General features: G+C 46.3%; 9 protein-coding genes and 1 pseudogene. All 10 read left to right on the plus strand.

Features of this window, described 5'->3' with window-relative positions; all coding sequences use genetic code 11:
- Positions 1–268 (plus strand): helix-turn-helix transcriptional regulator (locus KJA68_RS06880; RefSeq protein ID WP_213036209.1); only part of this gene is annotated, 268 nt, incomplete at its 5' end.
- 271 nt (positions 269–539) lie between these two features.
- Positions 540–1,388, plus strand: coding sequence for a gamma-glutamylcyclotransferase family protein (locus KJA68_RS06885; protein WP_213036210.1), 849 nt, complete (start codon positions 540–542; stop codon positions 1,386–1,388).
- Positions 1,389–1,411: 23 nt separating this feature from the next.
- Positions 1,412–2,227 carry a gamma-glutamylcyclotransferase family protein gene (locus KJA68_RS06890; RefSeq protein WP_213036211.1) on the plus strand — a complete coding sequence of 272 codons (816 nt, stop codon included), beginning with the start codon at positions 1,412–1,414 and terminating at the stop codon, positions 2,225–2,227.
- 327 nt (positions 2,228–2,554) lie between these two features.
- Positions 2,555–3,433: a hypothetical protein gene (locus KJA68_RS06895; RefSeq protein WP_213036212.1), complete on the plus strand. Its 879-nt coding sequence runs from the start codon at positions 2,555–2,557 to the stop codon at positions 3,431–3,433.
- Positions 3,434–3,672: 239 nt separating this feature from the next.
- Positions 3,673–6,294, plus strand: coding sequence for a PD-(D/E)XK nuclease family protein (locus tag KJA68_RS06900; protein ID WP_246487099.1), 2,622 nt, complete (start codon positions 3,673–3,675; stop codon positions 6,292–6,294).
- A complete protein-coding gene (locus KJA68_RS06905) occupies positions 6,291–9,464 on the plus strand; it encodes a UvrD-helicase domain-containing protein (RefSeq protein WP_213036214.1) in 3,174 nt (1,057 codons plus the stop codon). Before KJA68_RS06900 ends, KJA68_RS06905 begins: the two co-directional genes overlap by 4 nt.
- Positions 9,465–9,610: 146 nt before the next feature.
- A pseudogene (locus KJA68_RS06910) lies at positions 9,611–9,790 on the plus strand (VOC family protein); the annotation flags it as partial.
- 125 nt (positions 9,791–9,915) lie between these two features.
- Positions 9,916–12,582 carry a class I SAM-dependent DNA methyltransferase gene (locus KJA68_RS06915; protein WP_213036216.1) on the plus strand — a complete coding sequence of 889 codons (2,667 nt, stop codon included), beginning with the start codon at positions 9,916–9,918 and terminating at the stop codon, positions 12,580–12,582.
- The gene (locus tag KJA68_RS06920) at positions 12,575–14,494 is read left to right on the plus strand and encodes a DEAD/DEAH box helicase (protein WP_213036217.1); all 1,920 of its coding nucleotides are present in this window, start codon (positions 12,575–12,577) and stop codon (positions 14,492–14,494) included. Before KJA68_RS06915 ends, KJA68_RS06920 begins: the two co-directional genes overlap by 8 nt.
- 2 nt (positions 14,495–14,496) lie before the next feature.
- A complete protein-coding gene (locus KJA68_RS06925; RefSeq protein ID WP_213036218.1) occupies positions 14,497–15,666 on the plus strand; it encodes a GIY-YIG nuclease family protein in 1,170 nt (389 codons plus the stop codon).
- The last annotated feature ends 58 nt before the right edge of the window (positions 15,667–15,724 follow it).

Genomic DNA, 15,724 nt, shown 5'->3' on the forward strand with positions numbered 1-15,724 from the left:
CATATTTTCCGGCGAGGAAGTGTCTTGGGCGATCCTGCGCTTTACACCGGAACGTTCGAGATGGGTTGTCGCGGAACGCTGGCACCCATATCAGAAGACTGAAATCCATCCAGACGGTTCATTCGAGCTCAAAGTACCCTATGCCGACGACCGGGAACTCATCATGGACATCCTGAAATACGGTGGAGATTGCCAGGTGCTTGAACCGAAAGAATTGCGGAAGCGTGTTGCGGAAGAATTCAGGCGGGGTCTGGCGCATTACCGTTGATGTTCATTTGTACAGAGAATGCAATATTTTTATTGGCTCATTCCATGAGCCTACTATCCTGTATATTGTTTCCATGCACCGGTAATATCCATGAAAAAAGGATGCTTTCTCACAATCATGGACATCGTCACCATCACACAGCAGGAGATCGACACCGCCATGGAACGATTGCACAACAGACCCAGAAAACGACTTGTATAGTAAATTTCTAACTAGATATTCGTCAAGTCAGGTGTTGGACTTTAAATTTGAATTCGCGAAAGGAAAAACCATGAAAATTTTCGTTTATGGCACGCTGTTAAGAGGCATGCTACGTGCACCTGTTTTAAATGATTCCGAATTTCTTGGTTCTGGATTCATCCAAGGCAGTTTTTATGATCTAGGAGAATATCCTGGAGTTTGTGAAGGAAAAGATCCCATATATGGTGAGATCTATCAAGTCGACCAGAATACCCTTAAAACGCTTGATCAGATTGAGGGTTACAACCCGGCTGCAGAAAGACAGTCCCTGTATGTGAGGAAAAATGTTTTTGTAACCCCCTTCGATGGTGGCACTCCGATAGAAGCTATCACTTATTTTTATAACGGAGATATCACAGGCTGCAATCTCATCGCTTGCGGGGACTATCGACGTTACATCATGGAAAATACTTCTGATGACCAATGGTATCTTGCCTATGGTTCAAATATGAATCATAAGCAAATGATAGATCGCGTAGGCGCCGCCAAGCAGGTCATCGCTGGATATGTGAATGGTTATCAATTGGTATTTAATAAATGCGCTGAAGATGGCGGGGTGGCTGAAAATATCGGCTATATTAAGGGAAATCGATGTCCGGTTTTAGCATACCAGTTAACGAAAGAGCAATTAAACGAACTGGATTTCTATGAAGGAGCGGGCACGCATTACATCAGGTTGGGGCTCCAGTTTAATTTTATGGATAAAGAAAAACGCCGATTTAAACTCGGACATGTTTATATAGCACACCCTAGTATGGTTACCGAATATAAGGTGCCATCAAAAAATTATTTAAACGCCATTAGGGATGGTTATATTCAAAATGGTTTTAAAACAGGGGAATTAATGTTTTATGCAATGCACCCCTCAGAGTTATTTTGATGAATTCAGGAAGCAAAAAAACCATGAAAATTTTCGTTTATGGCACGCTGTTAAGAGGTATGCTACGTGCACCTGTTCTAAATGATTCCGAATTTCTTGGTTCTGGATTCATCCAAGGCAGTTTCTATGATCTGGGGGAATACCCTGGGGTTTGTGAAGGAAAAGATCCCATATATGGTGAGATCTATCAAGTCGACCAGAATACCCTTAAAACGCTTGATCAGATTGAGGGTTACAACCCGGCTGCAGAAAGACAGTCCCTGTATGTGAGGAAAAATGTTTTTGTAACCCCCTTCGATGGTGGCACTCAGATAGAAGCTATCACTTATTTTTATAACGGAGATATCACAGGCTGCAATCCCATTACTTGTGGGGACTATCGACGTTACATCATGGAAAAATCCCCTGGCGACCAATGGTATCTTGCCTATGGTTCAAATATGAACCAACAGCGAATGGAGGGTCGCGTAGGGGAGTTCCAGCAGGTCATCGCTGGATATCTGGATAATTTTACATTGGTATTTAATAAGCGCCTTGCAGGAGGGGGGGTGGCCGCAAATATTGGTCATTTTGCTGGATGTAAATGTCCTGTTGCTGCATACCGGGTAACGAAAGATCAATTAAACAAGCTGGATTTTTATGAAGGTGAGGGCAAGCATTACATCAGACTTGGACTCCCGTTTTATTTTATAGATAATGGGAATCCCCAGTATAAACTCGGACAAGTTTATATAGCACATCCGGATATGCTTATTGAGGGTCAGCCAACAGAACAATATTTAAACCTCATTAGAACAGGCTATGAACAACTTGGTTTTGCTTGGGATTTCCTCGTTTAACCAGACGGGTTATTGATCCGGAAATTTTCAATTTGATTTTTCTACAAACTCCATTTTGTAACGGAATTCGCAGTGAAATTATTGGATGTTGTATCCACCCTAATCTGGAGTTTTGCACGTTGGTTTACAAATCCCGCTTGGTTCGCGGGTGGAACAGCATGCCTACCCACACCGATGGCATAGTGACATCGGTTAGCGGCCACCCAATGATTTTGAAAGGGAGCTTGGAAAAACAGAAAAATCTTTGCGGCAGACAGCATATTTGACATCCTGAAGATATGTAAATCGTTTAGTTAAACGGGGTAACCCCAGTAAAGGAGTTGAATCATGGAACTTGCTAATTTTTTAGAACACCATGAAAAAGAATCTATGCCTGAATGGCTGGAAGCAATTGAACTTGATGACGAGGTTAGCAATGCCGTTAGAGTGCAGAATTTCTTTTCATCAAAACTCGTGTTTTATCCAGGCTCTGGGTCTGATGGTCAGCCGGTTCAACTTTTTGGTTCAAATCATGCCTGCCATTGCTTTGTTTATGCAGACTATGGACTAAGCCAAGAAAGACTTGAAACTGAAATCACCAACCATGGTTTCGAAGGTTATTCGACGTTCAAGCGAATTCACTTAAAAAAATGTGAAATTTTGAGTCACTGGCAACCGCACCTTGAGGCTGATGAATTCAAGAAAGCGCAAGAAAAATCTAAAGATTGGGTAGATATATCACTGTATGCCTTTTTGGAAATTTTGCAGCGCGACACAAGCCTTGATGACACACACGGTGCCAAACGTCTAGCCATTTTGTTTTTGGGGGCGGATGGTATTGCTTGTTACGATGCCTTGTTTTGCCAGCAACATAGTATGCCCTTGTTCGGTTTAGTACTTCAAGATCATGGGCTGGGCGGAAATTACGATCGATTTGGGAAAGACGGGTTAATGGAAAGGGTTGCCAGAAGAACAAATCGCTTTCCTCAATATTTATTAGTGGCAAATAATACACATGCTTGGCAAGGCTACATGAAGGTTCCAGATTTAAACTTCTCAGTCCCGATAGGGGCAATGCATCACCACAATCGCTATTTGTTTAAGCATCTAAATGATGTCGACTTGAAGAGTTCCCCAAAGAAGAGTACTTATGCGTATTTCACGGAAACGGAACAGTCGTCGCGTAGCGATGTGGAGGGGTTTTTTACTTTGGATTTGCAGGCTTAGTTAAATCTCTTTTACGCTTTCGTAGGTAATTCATAAAACAGCAGGCTATAACTCCACTATCCCCGGGGCTTTTAAATTGTGGTCATGGCACCTGTTTAACTTCGCGATTGGGTTGCAAAGGCTCGGGTGGGTACTGCCAGCAATTATTATTCAGCATAGGCTATAAAAGTGAAGAGATATTTCGATGTTCCTGAACAGCATCGCATCAGTTAAAATTTGAGAGTAATGTATTGAACCAGATGATTACATTTGGCCTTCATCTTGATGGTCAGCGTACTGCCCAACCGAAAAATGTTATTGGCTTTGCGATTGTCGGGCCTCTTGGGTTTCTGGACATTCTCGAGACTCACTTGGGCTTGTTGGCCAATCGACTTTCGGAAGCATCAAGAGCGGTTCAATACCGTGCGTGCCTCGAAAAATGTGACGACGAGAATCGTTTTTATCATCGTTCCTTTATCGTTGATCCTTTTGGTACTGCTGCAACGCTATTAAAATGGCGTGACGATTGGGTTCTGCATGGCTGGAATGGAACTGCCGTAAGCGGTGCTCCCCATCGTGTAACAGATATGGCCGATATCGAGAAGCTGGCCGTAAGGATGGTAGATGCAGGAGTCAGTCAACGTTTGATAGCGGTTGTGAATGCATTGCAGAATCGAAGCGTGCCGATTGATAGTGTTTCTCTGGTTGAGCACATTGAGGTTTTCCCGAGTCTCTGGCAGAAGGTTCTGAGTTTTCTTGAAGTTCAGCCTGCACCCGAACCGACACCGAATGGGTCTGGTTTTCTCCGTCATGTGCAGGGTGCATTGTTGGCTGCTCGTGCTGGGCAGCAGTATGAAAAGCTAGCGTGGCAGGATGATGGCTCAGTCCTGATTGTTCAGGCCGAAAGCCAGTCTCTGGCAGCGCAGTGGGTCGCGACAAGCATAGAAGACAGCACTCCTGCGCTTCTTGTCTGTGAGCATGATGGCGATCAACTGGATGCTTATTTATCAGCGGCTAAACTTCCTCGTCAGGGTTTCAAAGAGAGTAGCGCCTTTCGGCCTGCGTTACAGGTGCTCCCTTTAGCACTGGAACTTTTGTGGGATCCGTTAAATGTTTATGCGCTGGTGCAGTTTCTGACGCATTCGGTCTGCCCAATCCGCCCAGTGGCTCGTCAGTTGATAGCAGAAAAGGTTGTCGATGCACCAGGCATTACTGGTGTACGCTGGAAGCAAACTCTCGCCAAAATCGATGAAAAAGTCGGGGTAGATCTCCAAGCTCAGGTACGTGAAGAAATTGCTACCTGGCTGGGTCATCAACGTTACTCCCTTACCGAGGGTGCGCCAATTCCTTCGGTGATAGCACGCGTTGCTAAATTAGCGGAGTTTTTTCAGAAGCGGGTTGGAGACGAGGATGCCAGTCGCAGTAGTGCATTTATGGCAGGACTGTCGCAGTGCAGAGCCAGTCAGCGTACCCTGGCTGAATTGTTAGCTCAGGGACAGAAAATCATCAGCGCTCGGCAATTGCAGAAAGTTGTAATTCAATCTACAGCTAATGGTTCGGCAAACCCGTTATGGCCAGCTCAAGTTGGCGCAAAATTATGTGCGACAATTCCAGGGGCAGTTTTTGAACCTGTTGCGAAGGTGATCTGGTGGCAGATGCAGATGCCAGTGTTGCCGGGTTCCCTACCTTGGTCTGAAGCGGAGGTGAGTGCACTGGCAAATTCTGGGGCTATGTTGCGTAGCGCAACATCTCGTTTGGACCAAACTGTCCAAAGCTGGCTACGCCTGGTTCTAGCAGCCCAGGAAAAACTTATACTGGTTTTGCCACCCCCTGATACAGAAGTGCATCCTTTGTGGCAGATGCTCTGTGCAGTCGTTGATGATGTTCCGGTATTAGGGCTTGAGCAGTACCTTGCTGATGGCGGCAACGCAATGACTAGACAAACATATCGTCCCTTGCCTCAGGCCAAGCGTTGGTGGCAGCTTCCAAAGGACCTGGTTGTTACACTGAGGGAGAAGGAATCATTTACTAGCCTAGAGAAATTCCTGTTTAATCCCTACCACTGGCTTTTGCAGTATCCGGCAAAGTTACAACCCTCAAGGTTGCTGTCATCAGGGAGTGACTTCCGGATGATGGGTTTACTTGCCCATGGCCTTGTCGAGCGCTTTTACTTCGGTGCCGATTCCCTGAAGATGGACGATGAGGCATTCAATACATGGTTTTCAGAGACGTTTGAATCAATTGTCGATGAAGAAGGTGCGCATTTACGGATGTCTGGTCGTAAAGCCGATTTGGAAAGCTTCCGGTTTCGTCTTGAACGCGCAGTAAAAGCGTTGCGGCAACACATCACGAATGCAAAAGTGATAGAAGTTTGTCCGGAGGAAAAACTATTTGGTCATTTCCCCGGTGGGGAGTTAGGTGGACCTGCAGATTTATTGTTGCGAACCTCAAACGGGCATACGGCAATCGTCGATATGAAGTGGGGTGGCTGCAAGAAATATGGCGAAAAGCTCAAGAACAATCAGCACTTGCAGTTGGCAATCTATGCCGAACTTCAACGTCAGACTACAGGCCAATTCCCAAGCGTGGCATATTTCATTTTTGACGATGCCCAAATGCTGGCACCTGATAACACGACCTTTGAGAATGCTAGGGTGGTTCCCTCAATAAATGGAGAAAATACAGCCCAGCTATATCAGCGTTTCATTGAAACCTGGCGCTGGCGTGCAAGTCAGGTTGAGGGCGGAGCCTTCGAAGTTGTATTAACCGGAATTTCTGATCATGACATTGAAGAATTACCGGCAGAAGGGTTGGCTGGCGAAGTTCTGAATGTGGCCTATAACGAATATCGTTCCCTGGCGGGCTGGGGAAGCAAATCATGAGCGAAGTAATAAATCCGAAAATTGTTTTTTATAGTGCTGGCGCTGGAAGCGGTAAAACTTACAAACTAACCGAGCTACTTCATCACGGGTTCACCGCCGATGGGGTGCGTCCATCTGGGGTGATTGCGACAACTTTTACCAAAAAGGCTGCAGCAGAACTACGGGAGCGTGTTCGGGAGCACCTCCTTCAGCAGGGGGATTTCGAGCGTGCTAGTGCTATGGGGGAAGCACGTATAGGGACCGTTAACAGCGTCTGCGGTCAGCTATTGACCCGCTTTGCATTTGAAGCAGGAATGCCTGCCGATCAGCTGGTTCTCGAGGAAGGCCAGGCTGGGATGCTACTGGGCAAGGCGGTTGATTCAGTTATCGAACCTGAAAAGCTGCGCGAGCTACTGAGTCTTGCAAGGCGATTGGGTCTGGAAGACGACTGGAAAAGTGCACTTCAAAATCTAGTCAATCAGATTCGTAGTAATGATATCCGGTTGAGCAAGGTAGCCGGATTCGCTAATGAGAATGCTGATGACCTATTAAAGCACTTTCCGAAGCCGGTGTCGGGGGATCTGAGCCTACAATTGCGCTCGGCGATCCATCTGGCCCTGCCGAAAGTGGAAGCGGTTGCCGAATCTGGTAATAAGAAAAACACGCAGAGATATCTGGATCTGCTGAAAGATTTTTCCAGAAAACTCGAAGAGGGAAGCATCGGTTGGGGCGAATGGGTCAAACTCGGCAAAGAAAAGCCTGAAGTTGGTTTGCTTCCAACGATTGAGCCTATCGCCGACTTGGCAATGCGCGTTGCCGAACACCCCAGCCTGCAACAGGATATACGCCGATATCTGGTACTCATGTATGAGCTTGCCGTTAATGCTCTAGAGGTTTATAGCCATCTCAAGCAGGAGATCGGTGCGCTCGACTTTACGGATCAGGAACACAAACTTCTTGAGCTTCTGGACCATCCTGAAGTTACCGCCGTGCTATCGGATGAAATTGATCTGCTGATGGTAGATGAATTCCAGGATACCAGCCCGATACAGCTGACCCTGTTCCTGAAATTGACCAGATTTGCCAGGAAAGTGTACTGGGTTGGGGACATCAAACAGGCTATCTATGGGTTCAGAGGCAGCGATACGGAGTTGATGCAGAAAATTCTTGAGGTACTGCCGCAACTTGACGGTATCAAGGATGTGCTACCAAGCTCCTGGCGGTCGCGTAGCGAATTGGTACATGTGGTAAATGACGTATTTTCTCGGGCCTTTGCCAATACGCTCGGACGTGAGGATGTCGTGCTCGAACCCAAACGGCTCGACCCGCTCCCTGGCGCTGCCTTGGAAAACTGGGTTCTTGAAGGTAAAAATCGCGACGAAGAAGATTCAGCGCTGGCTGCAGGGGTGCGTGATCTGATTGGAAGCCAGTATCAGGTGTTTGATAAGGCTAGCAAGAAGTTACGTCCTGCACGCTATAGTGATGTTGCCATTCTTTCACGTTCGAATGATGCAGTGAAATCAATTGCTGCTGCGCTGTCGGTACAAGGCATACCCGTAGCCGTTGCTCAATCGGGTCTCATGGCAACGCCAGAATCCGTACTTACCCTCGCTTGTCTTAGACGGTTGAATGACCCAGGTGACACGATTGCTACTGCTGAGATCGTCTCTCTGGTGGACTGTACTGAGCCTGAGGTGTGGGTGGCGGATCGATTGCGGTATTTGCAGTCGGGTGGCCATAAGAATCTGTGGCTGGAAGAAGCCATATTAGGCCATCCAGTGCATCCAATTCTCGAAACTATTGCACAACTACGCTCGGCTCTCCCTGTATTGGCACCGCGAGAAGCTTTAGGCAACATCGTTGCAGCTTGTCAAATTCCCCAGGTCGTTTTGCAGTGGTGTCGTAACCCTGATCGTGCCCGCGTTCGCCTCGCAAATATTGAAGCGCTGCTTGAATTGGCTGAACAATATGAAGATCTATGCCGTAATGAACAGCATGCTGCATCAGTTTCCGGTCTTATTCTATGGTTGGAAGATATTGCAGCCAATGACCAGGATATGCTGGCTGAGCCGGCGATTAATGCAGTTAAAGTATTGACGCACCATGCCTCAAAAGGACTGGAATGGCCTATCGTTTTGCTGACGGATCTGGCTGCGTCGGTGCGGGATAACCTTTGGTCCATTTCTGCACGCTCTGGAGCAGAGTTTGATGTTCAAGCTCCTTTGAAAGATCGCTTTATTCGTTATTGGCCATGGCCTTTTGGTGCCCAAAAAATGGTGCCTGTTGCAGAGACTATTGGTCAGACGGAGGTGGCGAAGGCTTTTAAGGCGGCAGCTATAGAAGAAGCTAAACGGCTACTTTATGTAAGCATGACCCGTGCTCGAGATCTAATGATTCTGGTACGTACGACCCGGAAGATTAGCGGGGAATGGCTCGAAAGTGTAGATTCTCCCTGGCTGTTAAATGAGCCTGAAAGCGATGGCATTACCTTGCCATCGGGGAAATTCTTGTCGGCTATTTATAAACAAATTCCACCAGCGGCGCTTTCTGAAGAACTACCTATTGAGAATAATGTACCTCTGTTTTGGCGCGAACGACCAATGGCAAATCACTCGTTCCTGAACCAGACCTTTAATCCATCGGCGGCAATAGTGCTGCATGGCGGTGAGGCTATTGAGCAGTGTCGAATTGGTGAACGGATTGCACTACATGGTGGTGGCGACAAATCAGTTGTTGGTACGGCGATTCACGCGTGTATTGCATTCATGTTCGGTGATTTTTCTGCTAAGCCAGAGATATCAGATATCGAAGCCATACTTTCAGGTTTTGCTGTGCAGGACCAGCTATCTGCAGTGGCACTTCATCAGCAGATAACGGCATTTGTGGAGTGGGTTGAAACACGTTGGCCTGTTGCGATCCCCAAAGCGGAGCTGCCTATCCAGTCAATTATTCAAACTGGGCAAATTCTTAATGGTCGGATTGATCTGCTGCTGGAATTGGAGGAAGGATGGATACTAATTGATCATAAGTCATCTCAGCTCGCTTCAGATCACTGGACGAATCTTGCAAAGGACTATTCTGGTCAGCTTGAGGGTTACGCTGATGCAATTCTGCGAGCGAGCGGGAAGCCTGTTCTGGAGTCATGGTTGTATTTGCCGGTAGCTGGTGGAGCTGTTCGAATAAATGGGTAATCTGACGATAGATAATGATTGTGGAGCCAAGTGATCATTTTATCTGAAAAGGGACCAAAACCATCTGTAGTCTGGTCGACTTCGAGCGGACGCCGCTTTCGCGGAGTCCCTTGCCTCAAAAATTTCAATCTTAGTGGAGAAGTGATATGAGAACACCAGCAAAGAACATGGTCTGCTTTTGGTACGATGGCCACGCCAAGGACGTGGCACGCTTTTACGCTGTTACCTTTCCAGAATCGTCTGTCGGCGCAGTACACAACGCACCGGGAGACTTTCCGTCGGGAAAGAAAGGGGATGTATTGACGGTCGAGTTTACCGTGATGGGTAGTGCTGCTTGAATCACACCAAGCAAGAAGTTGCTCACCTTCAAGAGGGATTGAGCGACATTGAACAACAAGGAAAGCACTAGCGGTGCTTTTTGAGTATAAATATATTGTTTTTTGGAAATCAAATGAACATTGGTCAGGTTGAGGAAAAAGTTAAGGCACTCGTTGCCAATGTTAATAACGAATCATTTCTCTATGATTTGCTTGATTGTTATGGCAAGCCCAAAGCATCTATCACTCGTCTAAAAATCGTAGGTAAGGGAAGCTATAACCTCTCCAAGAACGATGGTGAAGTTCTTTGGAAGAAACAGGTCTATTTCAAGTCCACAAACAGTGACAAGCTACTGTCTGTGATTGATGAGATGAAGGATGCTGATGTGGTAGAGAAGCACCAGCCACGTTTCATCATTGCCATCAATCAAACTCACCTTCTTGCCATTGACACCAAGACTGAAGACACCTTGGATGTTGCCCTGGCTGAACTCAACAAGAAGTTTGACTTCTTTCTTCCTTGGGCTGGATTAGAAAAAGCACAGGCCCAAAGTGAGAACCCTGCTGATGTCAAAGCAGCAGAAAAAATGGCTAAGTTGTTTGACCTGCTAAGGGACAACAATCCAGCCAAGACCAAGCAAGAAATTCATGTACAGAATGTGTTCCTCTCACGAATTCTGTTCTGTTACTTCGCTGAAGATACTGGCATATTTGAGCCAAAGCTTTTCACCAATCACATTGCCTCACACACCACAGAAGATGGCAGTGACCTGGATGATTATCTAGGCAAGGTCTTTGATGTGATGAACCAGGAACACCGTGATGGTCTTCCTGCCTATCTCACTGACTTTCCTTATGTGAATGGTGGTCTGTTCGCTGACAAGCTCCCGATTCCGAAATTCAACAGGAAATCTCGTGCCATGCTCATTGAGTGTGGCTCGGACCTGAACTGGTCAGAAATCAACCCTGACATCTTTGGTTCAATGATTCAAGCGGTGGTCCATCCCGACCAGCGCGGCAACATGGGCATGCACTACACGTCAGTGCCAAACATCATGAAGGTCATTGAACCTCTCTTCCTGAACGAACTGAAGGAAGAATTTGAGAAGCACGCAGACAACAAGAACAAGCTTGAACTACTTCTTCTCAGACTTGAACATCAGAAGATTTTTGACCCTGCTTGCGGATCAGGAAACTTCCTCATCATTGCCTATAAGGAACTTCGCCAGCTTGAAATGGAAATCTTCAAGCGATTGCAAGAGATTTCCAAAGAAGGCTTGATTCCTCTTTCCAGAATCCGACTTTCCCAGTTCTATGGCATTGAACTTGATGACTTCGCTCACGAAGTAGCCATTCTGTCTTTGTGGCTTGCAGAGCATCAGATGAACATGAAGTTCAAAGCTACCTTTGGACATTGCAATCCCGCACTTCCACTTAAGAACAGTGGCAATGTTGTTCATGGCAATGCTCTTAGGGTTGATTGGAATGATGTTTGTCCACATGCGGAATCAAGCCAAGTCTTTGTTCTAGGAAACCCACCATACCTTGGCGCAAGCCTTCAATCAGAAGAGCAGAAAGAAGATATTGCCCTGGTTTTTGATGGTATTGATGGCTACAAAAGCATTGACCTGATTGCAAGCTGGTTCTATAAGTCTTCTAAATATATTTCCAAGAACAATGCCAGCGCTGCATTTGTATCAACAAATTCAGTTTGCCAAGGAGAACAGGTTGGTCTTCTTTGGCCCCATATTTTCAAACAAGATGTTGAAATCAGTTTTGTGCATCAATCCTTCAAGTGGGAAAACAATGCAAAAAACAAAGCAGCAGTCTATTGCGCAATCATTGGCATCAGGAATACTTCAACTGCTGACAAGTTAATTTTCAAAGATGGACTTGCTCAAAAAGTAGAAAACATCAACCCCTACCTTGTTGCCACTAAACGCAACATTATTCTGCCAAAAAGACAAAAGCCGCTTTCCAAGTTGCCTGCCATGACCTACGGAAGTAAGCCTACAGATGGCGGCCATCTCATACTTGAGCCAGAGGAAAAAGAAGCACTTCTTGAAATTGCACCAAAATCCAAGAAGTTCTTGAAGAGGTACATTGGCGCATCTGAACACACCAATAACAAAGAAAGATGGTGCCTTTGGATTGATGACAGCAATCTTGAAGAAGCCTTGTCAATTCCTGAGATAAACGATCGCATTAAAAGGGTAAAAGAATTTAGATTAAATAGCACCAAAGCAGCAACTAGAGCTATAGCTGCCTCCGCACACCGCGTTGGTGAGCCACGCTATATAGCAACAAACTCTATTCTTGTACCCATTCATGGCTCGGATCGACGGCCATATATACCATTTGGATTCCTTGACAAATCATTTGTGGCGTCCAATGCCACTCAAGTTATTTACACCAGTGAAATTTATGTGTTTGGTTTGATTTCATCTTTAATGCACAACGTGTGGATCAAGGCTTCTTGCGGAAAAATCAAAGAAGACCCACGATATTCATCAACATTGGGATACAACAACTTCCCTGTTCCTTCACTGACAGATCAGCAAAAAGGGGTCATCTCTAATTTGGTTCTGGAAATATTAGGCGCAAGAGAGCAATACCCAGAATTGAGCTTATCGGATTTGTATGATCCCGATTTGATGCCACCAGATTTGATGGATGCACACGCTCGCTTAGATGAGGTCGTTGAACGTTGCTACAGGGCTAAAGAATTTACCAATGATGAAGATCGCCTTGATTACCTCTTTAAACTCTACGAAAAAATGACAGGGACCCAGAATGCCTAACATCGTTGAAGTTACCTATGCCCAGACTGGTCAAAGCACCAGCACCAATAAGTACGGCATGCGTGACATGCAAGATCGTGCTTTTGAAGCTCGCAATGCACAATACCTGCTTCTGAAAGCACCTCCAGCTTCTGGTAAGTCTCGCGCCTTGATGTTCATCGCACTGGACAAGCTCATCAATCAAGGACTGTCCAAAGCCATCATTGCTGTCCCTGAAAAGTCCATTGGCGGCTCTTTTGATAGCGTAGAACTCAGCAAGTTTGGCTTCTTCTCTGATTGGGTTGTAGAGCCAAAGAACAACCTTTGCACACCTGGTGGTGAGCAAAGCAAGGTCAAAGCTTTTGTGGACTTCATCAAGGGACCAGACAAGGTTCTTGTCTGCACCCATGCAACTTTGCGGTTCGCTTTTGAAGCTGTTGAGGAAACCGACTTTGACAATGTGCTGCTTGCCATTGACGAATTCCACCATGTCTCTGCTGATGGTGAAAACCGTCTTGGTGAACTGCTTCGCTCAGTGATGGCCAAGTCAGATGCACACATCGTTGCAATGACTGGCTCTTACTTCCGTGGGGACAGTGTGCCGGTTCTGCTTCCTGAAGATGAAGCCCAGTTCACCAAAGTCACTTACAACTACTATGAGCAACTGAACGGCTACACCTTCCTCAAGTCCCTTGGTATCGGCTACCACTTCTACCAGGGCAAATACACCAGTGCTATTGATGAGGTTCTGGACACCGATCAGAAGACCATCCTGCACATCCCCAATGTGCAGTCTGGTGAGTCCACCAAGGACAAGTATGACGAGGTGGATCGCATCCTAGACATCATCGGCACCGTCACCCATCGTGATTCTGATACCTGTGTCATCCACGTCAAACGGCATGGTGATGGTAAGGACTTGAAGGTTGCTGACCTCGTGCATGATGAACCCAAAGCTCGAGAACGAATCGTTGAATACCTCCGCAAGATTGAGAAGCCAGAAGACATGGATCTCATCATTGCTTTGGGTATGGCAAAGGAAGGTTTTGACTGGAAATTCTGTGAGCATGCCCTGACTGTTGGCTACCGTGGATCACTGACCGAAATCATCCAAATCATCGGACGATGCACACGCGATAGCAACAACAAGAGCCACGCCCAATTCACCAATCTGATTGCTCAACCTGATGCAGAAGATGACTTGGTGAAGCTCTCAGTCAACAACATGCTGAAAGCTATTACCTGCTCCTTGCTGATGGAACAGGTGCTTGCTCCCAATTTCAAGTTCAAGACCAAGCAAAGCGATGACGACAAGAGCACCGATACCGAAATCAAGGTTCGTGGCCTGAAAGAACCTTCCTCCAAGCGAGTGAAGGACATCATTGAATCAGACTTGAATGACCTGAAAGCTGCAATCCTGTCTGACGACAAAATCATCAAGGCACTACCTGGCAATGTTGATCCAGAAGTCATCAACAAGGTGATGATTCCAAAAATCATCAAGGTCAAATACCCGGAACTCACCCCTGAAGAAGTGGAAGAAGTTCGTCAGCATGTGGTTGTTGATTCAGTCATCAAGAATGGCGAAATCAAACAGGAAGGCGACAAGCGCTTTGTTCGTATGGCTGACAAGTTCATCAACATTGATGACTTGCATATTGACCTGATCGATCGTGTCAATCCTTTCCAGAAGGCATTTGAAATTCTGTCCAAGTCTCTCACCACCAAAGTCTTCAAAGTCATCCAAGACACCATTGAAGCTACTCGTGTGCAGATGAGTGATGAAGAAGCCATCTTGCTTTGGCCAAAAATCAAAGAGTTTGTGAAGACACACTGCAAGGAGCCAAACCTCAACTCCTTGGACCCACTTGAGCGGCGCATGGCTGATGCTGTTGTCTATCTGAAAGCTCAACGCAGACAGCAAGGGGTGTAATCGTGGAGAAGGATGCTCTTCTAAAAATTCTGGATGATGATGACCTTGGACTACTGAACATCAAGCCCAAGCGATCTTCCATCACGGTTGATGAACGTCTGCTCCAGTCCTTCCAGCAGATAAACGATTTCTACCGTCAGCATGGCAAGGAGCCTGAGTCCAATCCATCCAACATCCTTGAGTTCCAGCTTTTCAACAGGCTCAAGGGGCTTCGTGCCAGCAAGGAAAAATGCGAAGCCTTGCAGGAAGTGGATGAATTTCACTTGCTCACCTTCATAGAGCCAGAAAAGCCCATCACGTCTGTTGCTGACATCTTCAGTGATGACTCCTTTGGTCTGCTGGATGATGAAGCTGAAAGTATTTTTGACCTCAAGCATGTTCCAAAGTCACCTATGGAGATGCCTGAGAAGATTGCACAGCGCAAACGATGCAAAGACTTTGACCAATTTGAACACCTTTTCAAGCAGTGTCATGCTGAACTGACTTCTGGTGTCCGTGAAGCCAGGCAGTTCACTGGTGAGCAGCAAATCAAGCCAGGGCACTTTTTCGTGCTGCATGGGGTCATGGTCTATGTATCTGAAGTGGGTGAGAAGGAAGTCAAAAATGGGAAGGTAAATGCTCGGCTACGGTGCATCTTTGAGAATGGCACTGAGTCCAACATGCTTCTTCGGTCACTGGCTACTGAACTTTACAAGGATGAGACTGGTCGACGTATCCTCGATCACCATGAGAAAGCTCTTGAGGCACTTGAGCAAATCAAGGCTGAAGATGAAAAGACTGGCTACCTCTATGTGCTTCAGTCTCTCAGCCAAGAAACTAACATTGCCAGCATTGAGAACCTCTTCAAGATTGGCTACTCAACAGTGCTAGTGCAAGAACGCATCAAAAATGCTGCTGAAGAACCTACCTATCTGATGGCGCCTGTGAAGGTGGTTGAAGTTTTTGAGTGCTACAACCTGAATCCTCAGAAATTTGAACTGCTACTCCACACCTTCTTTGGGAAGGCCTGTCTAAATGTGGATGTCTTTGACAAGACAGGAAAGCGGTTCTCACCAAGAGAATGGTTCGTTGCACCACTGCGCATCATTGAAGCAGCAGCCAACATGCTTATCAGTGGTGAGATTGTGAACTACAGATATGACCCAGATTCATCTGGAATCGTAGAGAGATAAAATTCACTCCGCAAAAGAAAAGTGAATCTCCCCGGGATTCGTGGAGGCTATTTGGTTT

The sequence above is a fragment of the Candidatus Nitrotoga fabula genome (assembly GCF_905221025.1).
GTDB lineage: Bacteria > Pseudomonadota > Gammaproteobacteria > Burkholderiales > Gallionellaceae > Nitrotoga > Nitrotoga fabula.

Excerpts from the sequence above, each read along its gene's own strand:
- KJA68_RS06885 (WP_213036210.1), top strand. The coding sequence starts at position 540 with ATGAAAATTTTCGTTTATGGCACGCTGTTAAGAGGCATGCTACGTGCA.
- KJA68_RS06890 (WP_213036211.1), top strand. The coding sequence starts at position 1,412 with ATGAAAATTTTCGTTTATGGCACGCTGTTAAGAGGTATGCTACGTGCA.
- KJA68_RS06895 (WP_213036212.1), top strand. The coding sequence starts at position 2,555 with ATGGAACTTGCTAATTTTTTAGAACACCATGAAAAAGAATCTATGCCT.
- KJA68_RS06900 (WP_246487099.1), top strand. The coding sequence starts at position 3,673 with ATGATTACATTTGGCCTTCATCTTGATGGTCAGCGTACTGCCCAACCG.
- KJA68_RS06905 (WP_213036214.1), top strand. The coding sequence starts at position 6,291 with ATGAGCGAAGTAATAAATCCGAAAATTGTTTTTTATAGTGCTGGCGCT.
- KJA68_RS06915 (WP_213036216.1), top strand. The coding sequence starts at position 9,916 with ATGAACATTGGTCAGGTTGAGGAAAAAGTTAAGGCACTCGTTGCCAAT.
- KJA68_RS06920 (WP_213036217.1), top strand. The coding sequence starts at position 12,575 with ATGCCTAACATCGTTGAAGTTACCTATGCCCAGACTGGTCAAAGCACC.